Annotated in this window: 13 protein-coding genes and 1 tRNA gene; 11 read left to right on the top strand and 3 right to left on the bottom strand. The window is 71.9% G+C overall.

From position 1 onward, the window contains the following. The first annotated feature begins 21 nt into the window (after nucleotides 1–21). Together ACFW47_RS19030 and ACFW47_RS19025 are read left to right on the top strand one after the other, a co-directional pair. Entirely contained in the window at nucleotides 22–468 is a 447-nt protein-coding gene (locus ACFW47_RS19030) for an SRPBCC family protein (protein ID WP_386286233.1), read from the top strand. Nucleotides 469–507: 39 nt separating this feature from the next. Beyond that, nucleotides 508–579 (top strand) — tRNA-Val (locus ACFW47_RS19025). 140 nt (nucleotides 580–719) lie between these two features. Here the strand turns inward: ACFW47_RS19025 and ACFW47_RS19020 are convergent. Further along, a complete protein-coding gene (locus tag ACFW47_RS19020; RefSeq protein ID WP_383287731.1) occupies nucleotides 720–1,445 on the bottom strand; it encodes a 3'-5' exonuclease in 726 nt (241 codons plus the stop codon). A gap of 171 nt (nucleotides 1,446–1,616) precedes the next feature. Between ACFW47_RS19020 and ACFW47_RS19015 the strand changes: the two genes are divergently transcribed. The 4 genes from ACFW47_RS19015 (at nucleotide 1,617) to ACFW47_RS19000 (ending at nucleotide 6,220) form a co-directional block, all read left to right on the top strand. Continuing rightward, complete coding sequence (locus tag ACFW47_RS19015) at nucleotides 1,617–2,240, top strand: DUF4365 domain-containing protein (protein WP_386286234.1); 624 nt, start codon at nucleotides 1,617–1,619, stop codon at nucleotides 2,238–2,240. Then, on the top strand, nucleotides 2,237–3,511 hold the full coding sequence (locus ACFW47_RS19010) for a hypothetical protein (protein ID WP_386286235.1): 1,275 nt from the start codon (nucleotides 2,237–2,239) through the stop codon (nucleotides 3,509–3,511). The genes ACFW47_RS19015 and ACFW47_RS19010 overlap by 4 nt, the downstream gene beginning before the upstream one ends. 92 nt (nucleotides 3,512–3,603) lie before the next feature. Further along, nucleotides 3,604–5,580: a threonine--tRNA ligase gene (gene thrS / locus ACFW47_RS19005; protein WP_386286236.1), complete on the top strand. Its 1,977-nt coding sequence runs from the start codon at nucleotides 3,604–3,606 to the stop codon at nucleotides 5,578–5,580. 79 nt (nucleotides 5,581–5,659) lie between these two features. Beyond that, nucleotides 5,660–6,220: an HIT family protein gene (locus tag ACFW47_RS19000; RefSeq protein WP_386286237.1), complete on the top strand. Its 561-nt coding sequence runs from the start codon at nucleotides 5,660–5,662 to the stop codon at nucleotides 6,218–6,220. 90 nt (nucleotides 6,221–6,310) lie between these two features. Here ACFW47_RS19000 and ACFW47_RS18995 read toward each other — a convergent pair whose 3' ends face one another. Together ACFW47_RS18995 and ACFW47_RS18990 are read right to left on the bottom strand one after the other, a co-directional pair. After that, nucleotides 6,311–7,966 carry a hypothetical protein gene (locus ACFW47_RS18995; protein WP_386286238.1) on the bottom strand — a complete coding sequence of 552 codons (1,656 nt, stop codon included), beginning with the start codon at nucleotides 7,964–7,966 and terminating at the stop codon, nucleotides 6,311–6,313. Nucleotides 7,967–8,197: 231 nt separating this feature from the next. After that, nucleotides 8,198–10,396 (bottom strand): elongation factor G-like protein EF-G2, encoded by a 2,199-nt coding sequence (locus ACFW47_RS18990; protein ID WP_386306394.1) that lies wholly within the window; start codon nucleotides 10,394–10,396, stop codon nucleotides 8,198–8,200. Nucleotides 10,397–10,658: 262 nt separating this feature from the next. Between ACFW47_RS18990 and pgsA the strand changes: the two genes are divergently transcribed. From pgsA to pdxS, 5 genes are all read left to right on the top strand, one after another. Beyond that, on the top strand, nucleotides 10,659–11,327 hold the full coding sequence (gene pgsA / locus ACFW47_RS18985; protein WP_386286240.1) for a phosphatidylinositol phosphate synthase: 669 nt from the start codon (nucleotides 10,659–10,661) through the stop codon (nucleotides 11,325–11,327). Continuing rightward, nucleotides 11,324–12,253 carry a phosphatidylinositol mannoside acyltransferase gene (locus ACFW47_RS18980; RefSeq protein ID WP_386286241.1) on the top strand — a complete coding sequence of 310 codons (930 nt, stop codon included), beginning with the start codon at nucleotides 11,324–11,326 and terminating at the stop codon, nucleotides 12,251–12,253. The genes pgsA and ACFW47_RS18980 overlap by 4 nt, the downstream gene beginning before the upstream one ends. Next, nucleotides 12,250–13,413: a glycosyltransferase family 4 protein gene (locus tag ACFW47_RS18975; RefSeq protein ID WP_386286242.1), complete on the top strand. Its 1,164-nt coding sequence runs from the start codon at nucleotides 12,250–12,252 to the stop codon at nucleotides 13,411–13,413. Before ACFW47_RS18980 ends, ACFW47_RS18975 begins: the two co-directional genes overlap by 4 nt. 78 nt (nucleotides 13,414–13,491) lie before the next feature. Next, on the top strand, nucleotides 13,492–14,034 hold the full coding sequence (locus ACFW47_RS18970; protein ID WP_019325110.1) for a membrane protein: 543 nt from the start codon (nucleotides 13,492–13,494) through the stop codon (nucleotides 14,032–14,034). 111 nt (nucleotides 14,035–14,145) lie between these two features. After that, nucleotides 14,146–15,057 (top strand): pyridoxal 5'-phosphate synthase lyase subunit PdxS, encoded by a 912-nt coding sequence (gene pdxS, locus ACFW47_RS18965; RefSeq protein ID WP_386286243.1) that lies wholly within the window; start codon nucleotides 14,146–14,148, stop codon nucleotides 15,055–15,057. Nucleotides 15,058–15,060: the final 3 nt, after the last annotated feature.

Here is a 15,060-nt window from a genome sequence, read left to right as displayed (position 1 = left end):
GGGCGCGGGCACACTTCCCGGGTGGACTGGAACCATTACCGATTCCGCAGCCTGTGGACGCTGCCCGCGCCCGCCCCGGCGGTCTACCGCGAGCTGGAACGGCTCGAGGACTACCCCCGGTGGTGGCCCCAGACACGGGAGGTCACCCGGCTCGACGACACCACCGCCGTCCTGAGGGTCCGCTCACTGCTCCCGTACGACCTGACCACGACCCTGCGCGAGGGCAGGCGCGCCCCGGAGGCGGGCGTGCTGGAGGTCGCGATGAGCGGCGACCTGGAGGGCTGGGCGCGCTGGACGGTCACCGAGCACGGCTCCGGCGCACTCGCCCGCTACGACCAGGAGGTCGTCGTACGCAAGCCGCTCCTGCGCCGCCTCGCGGTGCCGGGGCGGCCCCTGTTCCGGGCCAACCACCGGCTGATGATGCGGGCGGGACGGCGCGGGCTCGCCGCCCACCTGGAAGCGGTTTGAAGGAAGCCCGTCGGTCCCTGTATTGTTCAGTGCGTTCCCGGGCGATTAGCTCAGCGGGAGAGCGCTTCGTTCACACCGAAGAGGTCACTGGTTCGAACCCAGTATCGCCCACGTTCGCGAGAGCGACGTGTGTCCGCAGACAACGCGGACCACGTCGCTCTTTGTGTCTTGCGCGGTTTCGCCGCGCGAAGTGGGGGCTCCGCCACCCACACCCCGGACCCCCGGAGTCACCGTGGGCCGGACATGTGAGGTCACGCCGCCGCCCGCAGGTCCGGCCGCAGCGGCCACGCCGGGTCGACCGCCTCCTCGGTCCCGTTGAGCGCGAACCACGCCTGCAGTCCCCGCGCCTGCCCCGCGTGCCACACCGCCTGCAGCGTGTGCAGCTCCGCGGCGGACAGGCGCTCCAGCCGCGACGGGAAGCGGCGGCCCACCGCCCGTACGACCTCCAGCGCCGCCTGGGCGTCGGCCGCCGCGTCGTGCGCCCCGGCCAGCTCGACGCCGTAGTGCGCGCACAGGTCGGTCAGGGTCCGGCGGCCCTTGCGGTACCGGTCCAGATGCTTGTCGAGCACCCTCGGGTCCAGCACGTGCAGCGACGTCCGCTCCAGCCAGCGGCCCAGCGACGAGGCGCGGTGCCGGCGCAACTCCCGGTCCAGCAGCGTCAGGTCGAACGGGGCGTTCATCACCACCAGCGGGCGTCCGGCGCGCGCCTGTTCGCTCAGCGCCTCGGCTATCTCCCACATCACCGGCGCCGGCCAGCGGCCGTGCCGGTGCAGATGCTCCTCGGTCAGCCCGTGCACCGCCGTCGCCGCCTCCGGCACCGGCACACCCGGGTTCACCAGCCAGCGGGTGACCCGCGGCCTGAGCCCGGGAGCGTCCTGGACGACGAGGGCCGCCGACACGATCCGGTCGGTCTCGACGTCCACACCCGTCGTCTCCGTGTCGAAGGCGGCCAGCGGCCCCTCGAACCAGCACGTCATAGGGCACTCAACTCCTCGTCCAGGCACGGCGGCTGACGCGCCGTCTTCTGTCCCGGTTCGGTGATACCCGGGCTGTTTGCGCCGTACGCCGGAAGGACACAACAGGAGTGAGGGTCTTTGCAGTTCACAGGCCCGAAGCGGGGATTCACCAGTTCTGGAAGGCTGTTGGTCATGGCCATAGCGCAGCCCGAACGGGGCGGGCTGCTGCCCGAGCGCACCGCGCCCACACGCGGCTCCCTCGCCACCACCGCCTGCATGGAGACCTTGCAGGTCGGCTACCTCCACGCGGTCGCCGCGGCGGCGGGCTGCTCGCTCTCGCAGCCCTTCCCGGACAACGGCATCGACTGGCACGTCAGCCACAGCGCCCCCGGGCACACGGTCGACGACGAGGTCACCATCAAGGTGCAGCTCAAGGCGACGTACCAGATACCGCCGAACCCGCCCGCCCGTCGCCCACCACCACCCTCAGCCGAGAAGGCTGAGCCCTCGCCCCATCAAACGGGCCGCTTCTTCTCCTTCACCCTCGACAACGACCACCTGGCGAAGCTGGCCCGCACGCCGGTCTCGGTGCACAAGATCCTCGTCGTGATGATCGTCCCCCGGTCCCGGGACCAGTGGCTGCGCGCCGGCCACGACCGGCTCGACCTCAGACACTGCTGCTACTGGACCAACCTCGCCGGACACCCGGTCACCGGCCGGCGACGCACCACCGTGCGGATACCGACCGCGCGGATCTTCGACGACCGGGCGCTGTGCGAGATCATGACGCGGGTCGGGACGGGAGGGAAACCATGACGCACGGCCCGACCGGAGAGCCCCTGCGCGCCGTGCGGCCCCACCCCGTCGACGCCACGGCCTGGAGCGAGGGCCACCCGCCCGAGTCCGGCACCGTCGACCCGGCGGTGCTGACCGCCCTGCTCCACCGGCACGGCTGGCGGCGGCGCGGCGGCGCGCCCGGCCGCTACGGCCGGTGGACCCCGCCGGGATGGGGCGCCGGCGCCACCAGCCTGCTCGTACCCGTCAGCCGCGCCTTCCCGGACAGCGACGACCTGCTCGCCGAGGCCCTGCTCGCCCTCTCCCGCAGCGGCACCCCGGCCGCCCGCGAGATCCTGGTCTCCCTCGCCGTGCCCAGCGACGAGATCCGCTGGGGCCGAGACATACCGGCGGCCGGGCCCGGTGACGCCGCGTCCTGGCCCGCGGAGGAACAGTTGCGCTCCGCCGCCCGCCGGATGCTGCTCGCCGGGGCGCTCGCCACCCGCGCACGTGCGGGTTACTACGGCGCCCGGCACCGGCGCTCCGCCGCCGAGGTCCTGGAGAACGTCCTGGTCGGTGCCGCCCCCGGCGGTCGCCGGCTCACGGCGTTCGTCCCCGTCACCACCGGCCGCCCGCTCGCCGTACGCCTCCACCACGCCCTGTACGCCGCTCGCGAGGCCGTCGACTACCGACGGGCCACCGGCGGCATGGAGGCCTTCGACACGGCCGTGGCGGCCGGCGTCAGCCACGAACTCGCCGACGCGCTCGTCGCCCTGGTCCGCGGCACCCAGGGCGCCCGCGTCGGCATCGACTGGGCGCCGGCCGCGGGCGTCCCCGAGGGCTGCGCCTCACTCGCCGAACCCGTCGAGTTCTCGCCCGGAGACCTGCCCGCCCTGCGCGAGGCCGCCGCCCGCTACCTGCGCGCCGAGCCCTCCGTGCCGGTGCGGCTCACCGGCACCGTCGTCCGCATGCGCCGGCCCGGGCCACGCGGCGCGGGCACCGTACGGCTGCGGGTGCTGGCCGGGGCGGAGGTGCCGCACGTGCGGATCACCCTGGACGAGGAGGCCTACCGGATCGCCGGTCACGCCCACCTCCTCGGGCTGCCGGTGCGGGTGCTGGGCCGCCTGGAGAGCCGGGGCGGCTTCCGGCGGCTCACCGGGGCCTGCGAGATCGCCCCCGTGCCGGTCGACGACGCGGAACGGGACCGGCTGCTGAAGGCGGTGCAGGAGCACGTGGAGGTGGCCGCCTTCTTCGAGGAGACCTGCGGCGGGGAGGGCGAGGACGGGGAGGACGGCGGCGACCGCGGGGACTGATTTCGCGGTGGGCGGGCCACGGTCGGTACGATCGCCCCCATGCGTGCGCTCCGGTATGGCGCCGCGGCCCCACCTTCAGTCAGGAGAGACCGGTGTCAGACGTCCGTGTGATCATCCAACGCGATTCGGAGCAGGAAGAACGCGTGGTGACGACGGGCACTACGGCCGCCGAGCTCTTCGCCGGCCAGCGCTCGATCATCGCGGCGCGGGTGGCCGGTGAGCTCAAGGACCTCGCCTACGAGGTCAAGGACGGCGAGACGGTCGAGGGGGTCGAGATCTCCTCCGAGGACGGCCTGGACATCCTGCGCCACTCCACCGCGCACGTCATGGCGCAGGCCGTGCAGGAGCTGTTCCCCGAGGCCAAGCTGGGCATCGGCCCGCCCGTCAAGGACGGCTTCTACTACGACTTCGACGTCGAGAAGCCTTTCCACCCCGATGACCTCAAGGCCATCGAGAAGAAGATGCAGGAGATCCAGAAGCGCGGCCAGCGTTTCTCGCGCCGCGTCGTCACCGACGACGAGGCCCGCGAGGAGCTCGCCGACGAGCCGTACAAGCTGGAACTGATCGGCCTCAAGGGCTCCGCCTCGCACGACGACGGCGCGGACGTCGAGGTCGGCGCCGGCGAGCTGACGATCTACGACAACCTCGACGCCAAGACCGGAGACCTGTGCTGGAAGGACCTCTGCCGAGGCCCGCATCTGCCCAGTACTCGCGCCATCCCGGCCTTCAAGCTCATGCGCAACGCCGCCGCCTACTGGCGCGGCAGCGAGAAGAACCCGATGCTCCAGCGCATCTACGGCACCGCCTGGCCCACCAAGGACGAGCTGAAGGCGCACCTGGAGTTCCTCGCCGAGGCCGAGAAGCGCGACCACCGCAAGCTCGGCAGCGAGCTGGACCTCTTCTCCATCCCGGAGCAGATCGGCTCCGGCCTCGCCGTCTTCCACCCCAAGGGCGGCATCATCCGCCGGGTCATGGAGGACTACTCGCGGCGCCGCCACGAGGAAGAGGGCTACGAGTTCGTCTACACCCCGCACGCGACGAAGGGGAAGCTCTTCGAGACCTCGGGCCACCTGGACTGGTACGCCGACGGCATGTACCCGCCCATGCAGCTCGACGAGGGCGTGGACTACTACCTCAAGCCCATGAACTGCCCGATGCACAACCTGATCTTCGACGCGCGGGGTCGTTCCTACCGTGAGCTGCCGCTGCGCCTCTTCGAGTTCGGCACCGTGTACCGGTACGAGAAGTCGGGCGTCGTGCACGGCCTGACCCGGGCCCGCGGCTTCACCCAGGACGACGCGCACATCTACTGCACCCGCGAGCAGATGTCGGAGGAGCTGGACAAGACCCTCACCTTCGTCCTGAACCTGCTGCGCGACTACGGTCTGACCGACTTCTACCTGGAGCTGTCCACCAAGGACCCGGAGAAGTTCGTCGGCTCGGACGAGGCGTGGGAAGAGGCCACCGAGACGCTGCGCCAGGTCGCCGAGAAGCAGAACCTGGAGCTGGTGGCCGACCCGGGCGGTGCCGCCTTCTACGGCCCGAAGATCTCCGTCCAGGCCAAGGACGCCATCGGCCGCACCTGGCAGATGTCGACCATCCAGCTCGACTTCAACCTGCCCGAGCGCTTCGACCTGGAGTACACGGCGGCGGACGGCACCAAGACCCGGCCGGTCATGATCCACCGCGCCCTGTTCGGCTCCATCGAGCGCTTCTTCGCGGTCCTCCTGGAGCACTACGCGGGCGCCTTCCCGGCCTGGCTGGCGCCGGTGCAGGCGATCGGCATCCCGATCGGCGACGCGCACGTCGAGTACCTGGAGGAGTTCGCCGCGGCGGCCCGCAAGCAGGGTCTGCGCGTCGAGGTCGACTCGTCCTCCGACCGCATGCAGAAGAAGATCCGCAACGCCCAGAAGCAGAAGGTGCCCTTCATGGTCATCGCGGGCGACGAGGACATGGCGAACGGCGCCGTCTCCTTCCGCTACCGCGACGGCTCCCAGGAGAACGGCATCCCCGTCGACGACGCCATCGCGAAGATCGCGAAGGTCGTCGAGGAGCGGGCGCAGGTCTGAGCGACCACCACGGAGGGCCCCCGGGGGAGATCCCGGGGGCCTTTCCCTGTCACCGCGCACGACGCCATATGCTGCACGCATGACGAGTGAGCCCGAGCAGCAGATCGGAGTCGGGACGCAGGACGCGTTCCAGCGCCTGTGGACGCCCCACCGGATGGCCTACATCCAGGGCGAGAACAAGCCGAGCGGCCCCGGCGCGGACGACGGCTGCCCCTTCTGCTCGATCCCGGCCAAGTCCGACGAGGACGGGCTGATCGTCCGGCGCGGCGAGCACGTGTACGCGGTGCTCAACCTGTACCCGTACAACGGCGGCCACCTGATGACCGTGCCGTACCGCCATGTCGCCGACTACACCGAGCTGACCGGCGTGGAGACCGCGGAGCTCGCCGAGCTGACCAAGCAGGCGATGACGGCGCTGCGCACCGCCTCCGGAGCCCACGGCTTCAACATCGGCATGAACCAGGGCACGGTGGCCGGCGCGGGCATCGCCGCCCACCTCCACCAGCACGTCGTGCCCCGCTGGGGCGGCGACACGAACTTCATGCCGGTCGTCGGCCACACGAAGGTGCTGCCGCAGCTGCTGGGGGACACCCGCAAGATGCTGGCGGACGCCTGGCCCTCCAGCCCGTCCGGCGTTTGAGGACGAGGCCGTCCAGGCCGAAAGCGGGGGCCCGGGGACGGCAGCACCCGGGGACGGCCACCCGGAAGCCCCCGCCCGACCGCCGGAGGCCTACGCGTCGTAGACGTCCGCCTTCTTCGGCACCGCCTCCTGCACCGCCCCGCTCAGACCGCCCGCGCGGGCACCGAACTTCTCCGTGTCCACGCCGTTCTCCTTCAGCACCTTGATCGCCGCCGAGTGCACCGCCCGCAGGACCGGGGTGGCCGCGCGCAGCGCGTCGTCGGCCATGAAGCGGTGCCGCCACGGCCGGTCCGCCCAGGCGTGCCGCAGGCCGAAGGGCTCGGGCAGCGTGAGCTTGCCCCCCAGCCAGTACAGCAGCGGGGGATACCAGGTCAGCGGGGCCCGGGCGGCCAGCCGCACCACCTCGTCGGTGTCCACCAGCGGGAGCTTGACCGTGCGGGTCTCCCAGAATTTGACCGACTTCTGGACCGTCTTCTCCTTGGCCGCCGGCTTGCTCGTGAACAGGGAGTGCACCGGCCCGAGGGCGTGCCCGGTGACCTCGATGCGCAGCGTCTCGTGCAGCACCGTGACCGTGATCAGCATGGAGATGACCAACTGGCCGTCCCACAGGGTCCACTGCACGCCCAGGTAGTGCCGGTCACCCGCGCCGAACTGCTGCTTGTCGCAGATCTCCTGTATCGCGTGCTGCTTGACCTGGTACGCCTCGACGTCCGTGCCCTCGGGCCGGGACACCGAGTCGGCGTTCTCCCCGATCGGGGTCACGATCCAGTGCCGTACGGTCGGCTTGGGGAAGCCGCCGGTGTGCAGCGGGCCCCGTTCCAGCATGCGCAGCCGGTCGTGGATGGCCTTGATGACGTCCCAGCTGCGGAACGGGTTGATCTCCCGGTCCGGGTCGACGGGGACCAGTTCCTCGGCGAGCTGCCAGCTGCCCCAGCGGGTGCCCATGCCGAGGATCCCCTTGGGACCGGCGTAGAACACGGAGTTCGACTGCTGCTCGGCGCTGAGACGGGCCAGCGACTGCCGCAGCTCCTCGGCCGCCGTCTCGCCGGGGCTGCTCGGCACCGCCTCGGGCACCTTTGCGCCCACGCCCGCGCCGGACAGGAGGCCGCTCCACCGCTCCCGGAGGTCCCGCGCCGTGCGCTCGCAGATCCGCTTGGCCCAGAACCAGCCGATCACCGGAGCGACGACGCAGGCGCGCGCGTACCAGGCCCAGAAGCCGCCGAAGGGCATCTTGAGCAGGAACAGCACGGCGAGGACCGCCATCGCGACGAGCAACGCGGTGGCGAGCGCGCCGGCCCGCTTGTCCTCGCGCCGGGCGACGGTGGTGCGGATCTGGAAGACCAGCAGCCAGATCAGCAGCCCGGGCAGGAACAGCACTCCGCACAGCACCATGACGGCACTGAGCCAGTTGTCCCGTTCCCTGCGAATGCGGTGGGCCGCGAGGCTGTGTTCCACGACCACCTGCGGCTGCGTCCCGAAGGACTGGATGAGCGGGGCCCGCTCGGGGCCCAGCATCCGGTCGATGATCGCCCGTGAGTACGCCTCGCCCAGATTCGGCCGGAAGAGCTTGATCCGGGGCTTGCTGACGGCCGACTTGTGCCACTCGCTGTTGGCCTTGAGTATCTCCTCGGCCTCGCTGTCCCGGTAGGCGGCCGAGGCCAGCGCGAACGTGGCCGTCTGCCCGCCGTCGTCCGTACGCGGTACCTGCGGTCCGAAGAAGTCCGCGTAACCGCCGTCAACGGTCATTCCCGCCCCCGATCGCCACCACTGTCGCTCCTGCGGCCTTCCCGACTTCCCTGCCCCGCACACCTGTTGATCAGGTCATCAGCGTATCCGCAGGCACCGGCATGCGTCACCGCACGGCCAAAGGCGCCGCCGCACGCGCGGGTTGGCGCACAAGCGCGCCCTCGTGCGCCGGGGGAGCGCGTCCGGTGCGGGGGGAGGGGAAAGGGGGAGCCCCGCGCCGGTCCGACAGCGCTACGACGCGGCCCGCAGCTCCTCCCGAAGACGCTCCGCGACCTGCTGCGGCATCGGTTCGTGCCGTGCGTAGCGGCGGTCGAAGCGCGCGGTGCCGTGCGAGAGGGAGCGCAGGTCCACCGCGTACCGGCCGATCTCCATCTCGGGCACCTCGGCCCGGATCACGGTCCGCCCGCCGCTGGTCTGCTCGGTGCCGAGCACCTTGCCGCGCCGCCCCGACAGGTCGCTCATCACGGCGCCCACGTAGTCGTCACCGACCAGCACGCTCACCTCGGCGACCGGCTCCAGCAGGTGGATCCTCGCCTCGGCGGCCGCCTCCCGCAGCGCCAGCGCGCCCGCCGTCTGGAAGGCGGCGTCGGAGGAGTCCACGGAGTGCGCCTTGCCGTCCAGCAGCGTCACCCGCACGTCGATCAGGGGATGGCCCGCGGCGACGCCCTTGGCGGCCTGCGCCCGCACGCCCTTCTCGACGGAGGGGATGAACTGCCGGGGCACGGCGCCGCCGACCACCTTGTCCACGAACTCGATGCCCGAGCCGCCCGGCAGCGGCTCCACCTCGATCTCGCAGATGGCGTACTGCCCGTGTCCGCCGGACTGCTTGACGTGCCGTCCCCGCCCGGTCGCCCTGCCGCCGAACGTCTCCCGCAGGGAGACCCGGTGGGGTACGACGTCGACCTGGACGCCGTAGCGGCTGCGCAGCCGTTCCAGGGCGACGTCGGCGTGCGCCTCGCCCAGGCACCACAGGACCACCTGGCGGGTGTCCTGGTTCTGCTCCAGGCGCATCGTCGGGTCCTCGGCGACCAGCCGCGCCAGGCCTTGGGAGAGCTTGTCCTCGTCGGGTTTGCTGTGCGCCTGGATGGCGAGCGGCAGGAGTGGGTCGGGCATCTCCCACGGGTCCATCAGCAGGGGGTCGTCCTTGGCCGAGATCGTGTCCCCGGTCTCCGCGCGGCTCAGCTTGGCCACGCACGCCATATCGCCCGCGATCACGTGCGAGACCGGCCGCTGCTGCTTGCCGAACGGCGTCGACAGGGCGCCGATCCGCTCGTCGACGTCGTGGTCCTCGTGGCCCCGGTCGGCCAGGCCGTGGCCGGAGACGTGCACCGTCTGGTCGGCGCGCAGGGTGCCGGAGAACACGCGGACCAGTGAGATCCGCCCCACGTACGGGTCGGAGGACGTCTTGACGACCTCCGCGACCAGCGACTCCTCGGGGTCGCACGTCCGCAGTTCGCGCGGCACACCGCCGGGAGTGGTGACCCGTGGCGCCGCGCGTTCCAGGGGCGTGGGGAAGCCCCGTGTGACCAGTTCCAGCAGCTCGACCGTGCCGAGCCCCTGCCGGGCGCCCTCGGGGGCGGGGGCGGCGGCCAGGACGGGGAAGAACACACCGCGCGCCACGGCCCGCTCCAGGTCCTCGATCAGCGTCTTCACATCGACCTGTTCGCCGCCGAGGTAGCGCTCCATGAGGGTCTCGTCCTCGCTCTCCGAGATGATCCCCTCGATCAGCATGGAACGGGCCTCGTCGATCCGCGGCAGCTGCCTCTCGCCCGGCTCGGACTCCACGCGCTCGCCCGAGGCGTAGTCGAACAGCTTCCGCGTCAGCAGTCCGGTGAGGCCCGTCACGGGCGCGTGCCCGTCGGGCGCCGGCGGTCCGTGCAGTGGCAGGTACAGCGGCAGCACGGCGTCGGGGTCGTCCCCGCCGAAGGCCTCCGCGCAGATCCGGGTCATCTCCTCGAAGTCCGCGCGGGCGGCCTCCAGGTGCGTGACCACGATGGCGCGGGGCATGCCGACGGCGGCGCACTCCTCCCACAGCATCCGGGTCGAGCCGTCCACCCCGTCGGAGGCCGAGACGACGAAGAGGGCCGCGTCCGCCGCGCGCAGACCGGCCCTCAGCTCACCGACGAAGTCGGCGTACCCGGGAGTGTCCAGAAGGTTAACCTTGATGCCGTCCCATTCGACCGGTACCAGGGAGAGCTGTACGGAGCGCTGCTGCCGGTGCTCCAGCTCGTCGTAGTCCGAGACGCAGCCGCCGTCCTCCACGCGGCCCGCCCGGTTCAGTGCCCCCGCCGTCAGCGCGAGGGCTTCCACCAGGGTCGTCTTGCCCGATCCGGAGTGGCCGACCAGCACCACATTCCGTACGGACGCGGGGTGGTCGGCCGCCGTTGCCCTGCCGGCGGCTCCGGGGTGGGTGTGTGCCTTGTCGCCCATGTCCTTGCCTCCCGTGCACGGTGAGGTCACTGTGGGCGCGGACACGCGGGACCGCGTGCACTGGCGGCTCCGGCGACGCCCGCGGTTCTTCGAGCTTTCCACTCCCGTCACGCCGCGTCCATACGAAGGACCCGATCCCGCCGCCCACCGGCCGCCCACCAGCGGGTCCGGGTGCCCGTCCGTCGCACGCGCGCGTGCGTGACTACGATGGGCCAGCCGGTGGCCAGCAGGGGCCGCGGCCACACCGACCGTCGGGAAGGCCATGCTGAACAAGTACGCGCGTGCATTTTTTACGCGTGTCCTCACACCGTTCGCCGCGTTTCTCATCCGCCGGGGCGTCAGCCCGGACACGGTCACGCTGATCGGCACCGCGGGTGTGGTCGCGGGGGCGCTGGTCTTCTACCCCATGGGCGAGTTCTTCTGGGGCACGGTCGTGATCACGCTCTTCGTCTTCTCCGACCTGGTCGACGGCAACATGGCCCGCCAGCTCGGCCGCTCCAGCCGCTGGGGCGCGTTCCTGGACTCCACGCTGGACCGGGTCGCCGACGGCGCGATCTTCGGCGGCTTCGCTCTCTGGTACGCGGGCGCCGGCGACGACAACGTCCTGTGCGCCGTGTCCATCTTCTGCCTGGCCAGCGGCCAGGTGGTGTCGTACACCAAGGCGCGCGGCGAGTCGATCGGGCTGCCGGTCGCGGTCAACGGCCTGGTCGAGCGGGCCGAGCGCCTGGTCGTCTCGCTGGTCGCCGCCGGGTTCGCGGGCCTGCACAAGTTCGGTGTGCCCGGCATCCAGTACCTGCTGCCCGTCGCCCTGTGGATCGTCGCCGCCGGCAGCCTGGTCACGCTGGTCCAGCGCGTCGTCACGGTCCGCCGCGAGGCCGCCGAGGCCGACGCCGCCGCGCAGGAGGACCAGGGCACCGAGGCGGCGAAGTGAGCGCTCAGGACCGGCTGGCCGACGCCCTGTACGGCGTCGGCTGGAGCACCGTCAAGAAGCTGCCCGAGCCCGTCGCCGTGCGCCTGGGCCGCACCATCGCTGACGTCGCCTGGAAGCAGCGCGGCACGGGTGTGCGGCGGCTGGAGGGCAACTACGCGCGCGTGGTGCCCGGTGCGAGCGCCGAACGGCTCGCCGCGCTCTCCCGCGCGGGCATGCGCTCCTACCTGCGCTACTGGATGGAGTCCTTCCGTCTCCCGGCGTGGAGCACCGAGCGCGTCAGGGCGGGATTCGTCCCCGAGGACCTGCACCACCTCACCGACGGCCTGGACGCGGGCAAGGGCGTCGTCCTCGCCCTGCCGCACCTGGCCAACTGGGACCTGGCCGGTGCCTGGGTCACCACCGAGCTCGGCATCCCCTTCACGACGGTCGCCGAGCGCCTCAAGCCGGAGACCCTGTACGACCGCTTCGTCGCCTACCGCGAAGGGCTCGGCATGGAGGTCCTGCCGCACAGCGGCGGCACCGCCTTCGGCACGCTGGCCCGGCGGCTGCGCGACGGCGGCCTGGTCTGCCTGGTCGCCGACCGCGACCTGTCCGCCTCCGGCGTGGAGGTCGGCTTCTTCGGCGAGACGGCCCGCATGCCCGCCGGCCCCGCCCTGCTCGCCCAGCAGACCGGCGCACGGCTCCTGCCGGTGACACTCTGGTACGACGACTCTCCGGTGATGAAGGGCCGGGTGCATCCGCCCGTCGGGATCCCCGAGTCAGGTACCCGGGCCGAGAGGACGTCTGTCATGACACAGGCGCTGGCCGACGCCTTCGCCACGGGAATCGCCGAGCACCCGGAGGACTGGCACATGCTGCAGCGCTTGTGGCTGAAGGATCTCGACCCGGCCAAGGCGCCCGGGGCGCGCGAGCGGGGCGCCCAGTGAGGATCGGCATCGTCTGCCCGTACTCCTGGGACGTGCCGGGCGGCGTCCAGTTCCACATCCGGGACCTGGCCGAGTATTTCGTCCGCCTCGGCCACGAGGTGTCCGTCCTCGCTCCCGCCGACGACGACACCCCGCTGCCCCCGTACGTCGTCTCGGCCGGCCGCGCGGTGCCGGTGCCGTACAACGGCTCGGTGGCCCGCCTCAACTTCGGCTTCCTGTCGGCGGCCCGGGTACGGCGCTGGCTGCACGACGGCGCCTTCGACGTCATCCACATCCACGAGCCCACCTCGCCCTCGCTCGGTCTGCTCACCTGCTGGGCCGCGCAGGGTCCGATCGTGGCCACCTTCCACACGTCCAACCCGCGCTCCCGCGCGATGATCGCCGCGTACTCCATCCTCCAGGCCGCCCTCGAGAAGATCAGCGCCCGGATCGCGGTGAGCGAGTACGCCCGCCGTACCCTCGTCGAGCACCTCGGCGGGGACGCCGTCGTCATCCCCAACGGCGTCGACGTCGACTTCTTCGCCGACGCCGAGCCCAAGCCCGAGTGGCAGGGGGACACCATCGGCTTCGTCGGGCGCATCGACGAACCCCGCAAGGGGCTGCCGGTGCTCATGCGGGCCCTGCCGAAGATCCTCGCCGCCCGCCCGCAGGCCCGGCTGCTGGTAGCCGGACGCGGCGACGAGAAGGAGGCGGTGGCCTCCCTGCCCGCCGAACTGCGCTCCCGCGTGGAGTTCCTCGGCATGGTCAGCGACGAGGACAAGGCCCGCTTCCTGCGCAGCGTCGACCTCTACGTCGCGCCCAACACCGGCGGCGAGAGCTTCGGCATCATCCTCGTCGAGGCGATGTCGGCCGGCGCCCCGGTGCTCGCCTCGGACCTCGACGCCTTCGCCCAGGTCCTCGACCAGGGTGCGGCCGGCGAACTGTTCCCCAACGAGGACGCCGACGCGCTGGCCGACGCGGCCGTGCGGCTGCTGGCGGACCCGCAACGCCGGGCGGCGCTGCGCGAACGCGGCAGCGCCCACGTACGGCGCTTCGACTGGTCCACCGTCGGCGCGGACATCCTGTCCGTCTACGAGACGGTGACGGCGGGCGCGGCGGCCGTGGCGACGGACGACCGGGCGACGGGCCTGCGCGCCCGCTTCGGACTGGCGAGGGACTGAGCGCGGGGCCCTGCGGGGGAGGTACTGCAGAGGCATCGTGATTCCCGGCCCGTCCCGCGTTGACTAGGGTTGCGGCCCGTGACCGCAACTCTCATCTGGATCCTGGTCGTCCTCGTGGCCGTCGGCCTCTACCTCAGCTGGACGGCCGGCCGCCTGGACCGCCTGCACGCCCGGATCGACGCGGCGCGTGCCGCCCTCGACGCGCAGCTGCTGCGCAGGGCGTCCGTGGCCCAGGAACTGGCCACCTCGGGCGTCCTCGACCCGGCCGCCTCCATCGTCCTGTACGAGGCGGCGCACGCCGCCCGGCAGGCGGAGGAGGAACAGCGGGAGGTCGCCGAGAGCGAACTGAGCCAGGCCCTCAGGGCGGTGTTCGCCGAACCGCAGCAGGTCGACGCCCTGCGAGAGGCGCCCGGGGGAGAGGAGGCGGCCCACGAGCTGGCCGAGGCCGTGCGGCGCGTCCCGATGGCCCGGCGCTTCCACAACGACGCGGTGGGAGCCGCGCGCCGGCTGCGCGAGCACCGCAAGGTCCGCTGGTTCCGCCTCGCCGGGCACGCGCCCTTCCCGCTGGCCTTCGAGATGGACGACGAGTCTCCGGCCGCGCTGGTCGAGCGGGCCGCGTAGCCCGCCCGGCACGGAAAACGATCCACCGCCTCCGCATTGGCCCTTGCTGTGGCCTGGTCCTCTCACGTTTCCTCGTTGCTGCAGAAACCCCCTTCTCCCAGCGAGGTACCCGTGTCCAGCACGCTCTCCGAAAACCAGGCCCCCGAGACCGGCACCGCCCGCGTGAAGCGCGGCATGGCCGAGCAGCTCAAGGGCGGCGTGATCATGGACGTCGTCACGCCCGAGCAGGCGAAGATCGCCGAGGACGCGGGCGCCGTCGCCGTCATGGCCCTGGAGCGCGTCCCCGCCGACATCCGCAAGGACGGCGGCGTGGCCCGCATGTCCGACCCGGACATGATCGAGGGCATCATCGAGGCCGTCTCCATCCCCGTCATGGCCAAGTCCCGCATCGGCCACTTCGTCGAGGCCCAGGTGCTGCAGTCCCTCGGCGTCGACTACATCGACGAGTCCGAGGTCCTCACCCCGGCCGACGAGGTCAACCACTCCGACAAGTGGGCCTTCACCACCCCGTTCGTCTGCGGCGCCACCAACCTGGGCGAGGCCCTGCGCCGCATCGCCGAGGGCGCCGCGATGATCCGCTCCAAGGGCGAGGCAGGCACCGGCAACGTCGTCGAGGCGGTCCGCCACCTGCGCCAGATCAAGAACGAGATCGCCCGCCTGCGCGGCTACGACAACAACGAGCTGTACGCCGCCGCCAAGGAGCTGCGCGCCCCGTACGAGCTGGTCAGGGAGGTCTCCGAGCTGGGCAGGCTGCCGGTGGTCCTCTTCTCCGCCGGCGGTGTCGCCACCCCGGCCGACGCCGCGCTGATGCGCCAGCTCGGCGCCGAGGGCGTCTTCGTCGGCTCCGGCATCTTCAAGTCCGGCGACCCCGCCAAGCGCGCCGCCGCCATCGTGAAGGCGACCACCTTCTACGACGACCCGAAGATCGTCGCGGACGCCTCCCGCAACCTCGGTGAGGCCATGGTCGGCATCAACTGCGACACCCTGCCCGAGACCGAGCGCTACGCCAACCGCGGCTGGTAAGGC

The organism is Streptomyces sp. NPDC058796, from assembly GCF_042745235.1.
Classification (GTDB): Bacteria; Actinomycetota; Actinomycetes; order Streptomycetales; family Streptomycetaceae; genus Streptomyces.
The sequence above is the reverse complement of the archived record's forward strand: the minus strand, read 5'-3'. Positions and strand labels throughout refer to the sequence as shown.

Coding starts and splice junctions, on each gene's coding strand:
- ACFW47_RS18990 (WP_386306394.1), bottom strand. CDS start 10,396: ATGGGCGACAAGGCACACACCCACCCCGGAGCCGCCGGCAGGGCAACG.
- ACFW47_RS19020 (WP_383287731.1), bottom strand. CDS start 1,445: ATGACGTGCTGGTTCGAGGGGCCGCTGGCCGCCTTCGACACGGAGACG.
- ACFW47_RS19015 (WP_386286234.1), top strand. CDS start 1,617: ATGGCCATAGCGCAGCCCGAACGGGGCGGGCTGCTGCCCGAGCGCACC.
- ACFW47_RS19000 (WP_386286237.1), top strand. CDS start 5,660: ATGACGAGTGAGCCCGAGCAGCAGATCGGAGTCGGGACGCAGGACGCG.
- pgsA (WP_386286240.1), top strand. CDS start 10,659: ATGCTGAACAAGTACGCGCGTGCATTTTTTACGCGTGTCCTCACACCG.
- ACFW47_RS19010 (WP_386286235.1), top strand. CDS start 2,237: ATGACGCACGGCCCGACCGGAGAGCCCCTGCGCGCCGTGCGGCCCCAC.
- ACFW47_RS18995 (WP_386286238.1), bottom strand. CDS start 7,966: ATGACCGTTGACGGCGGTTACGCGGACTTCTTCGGACCGCAGGTACCG.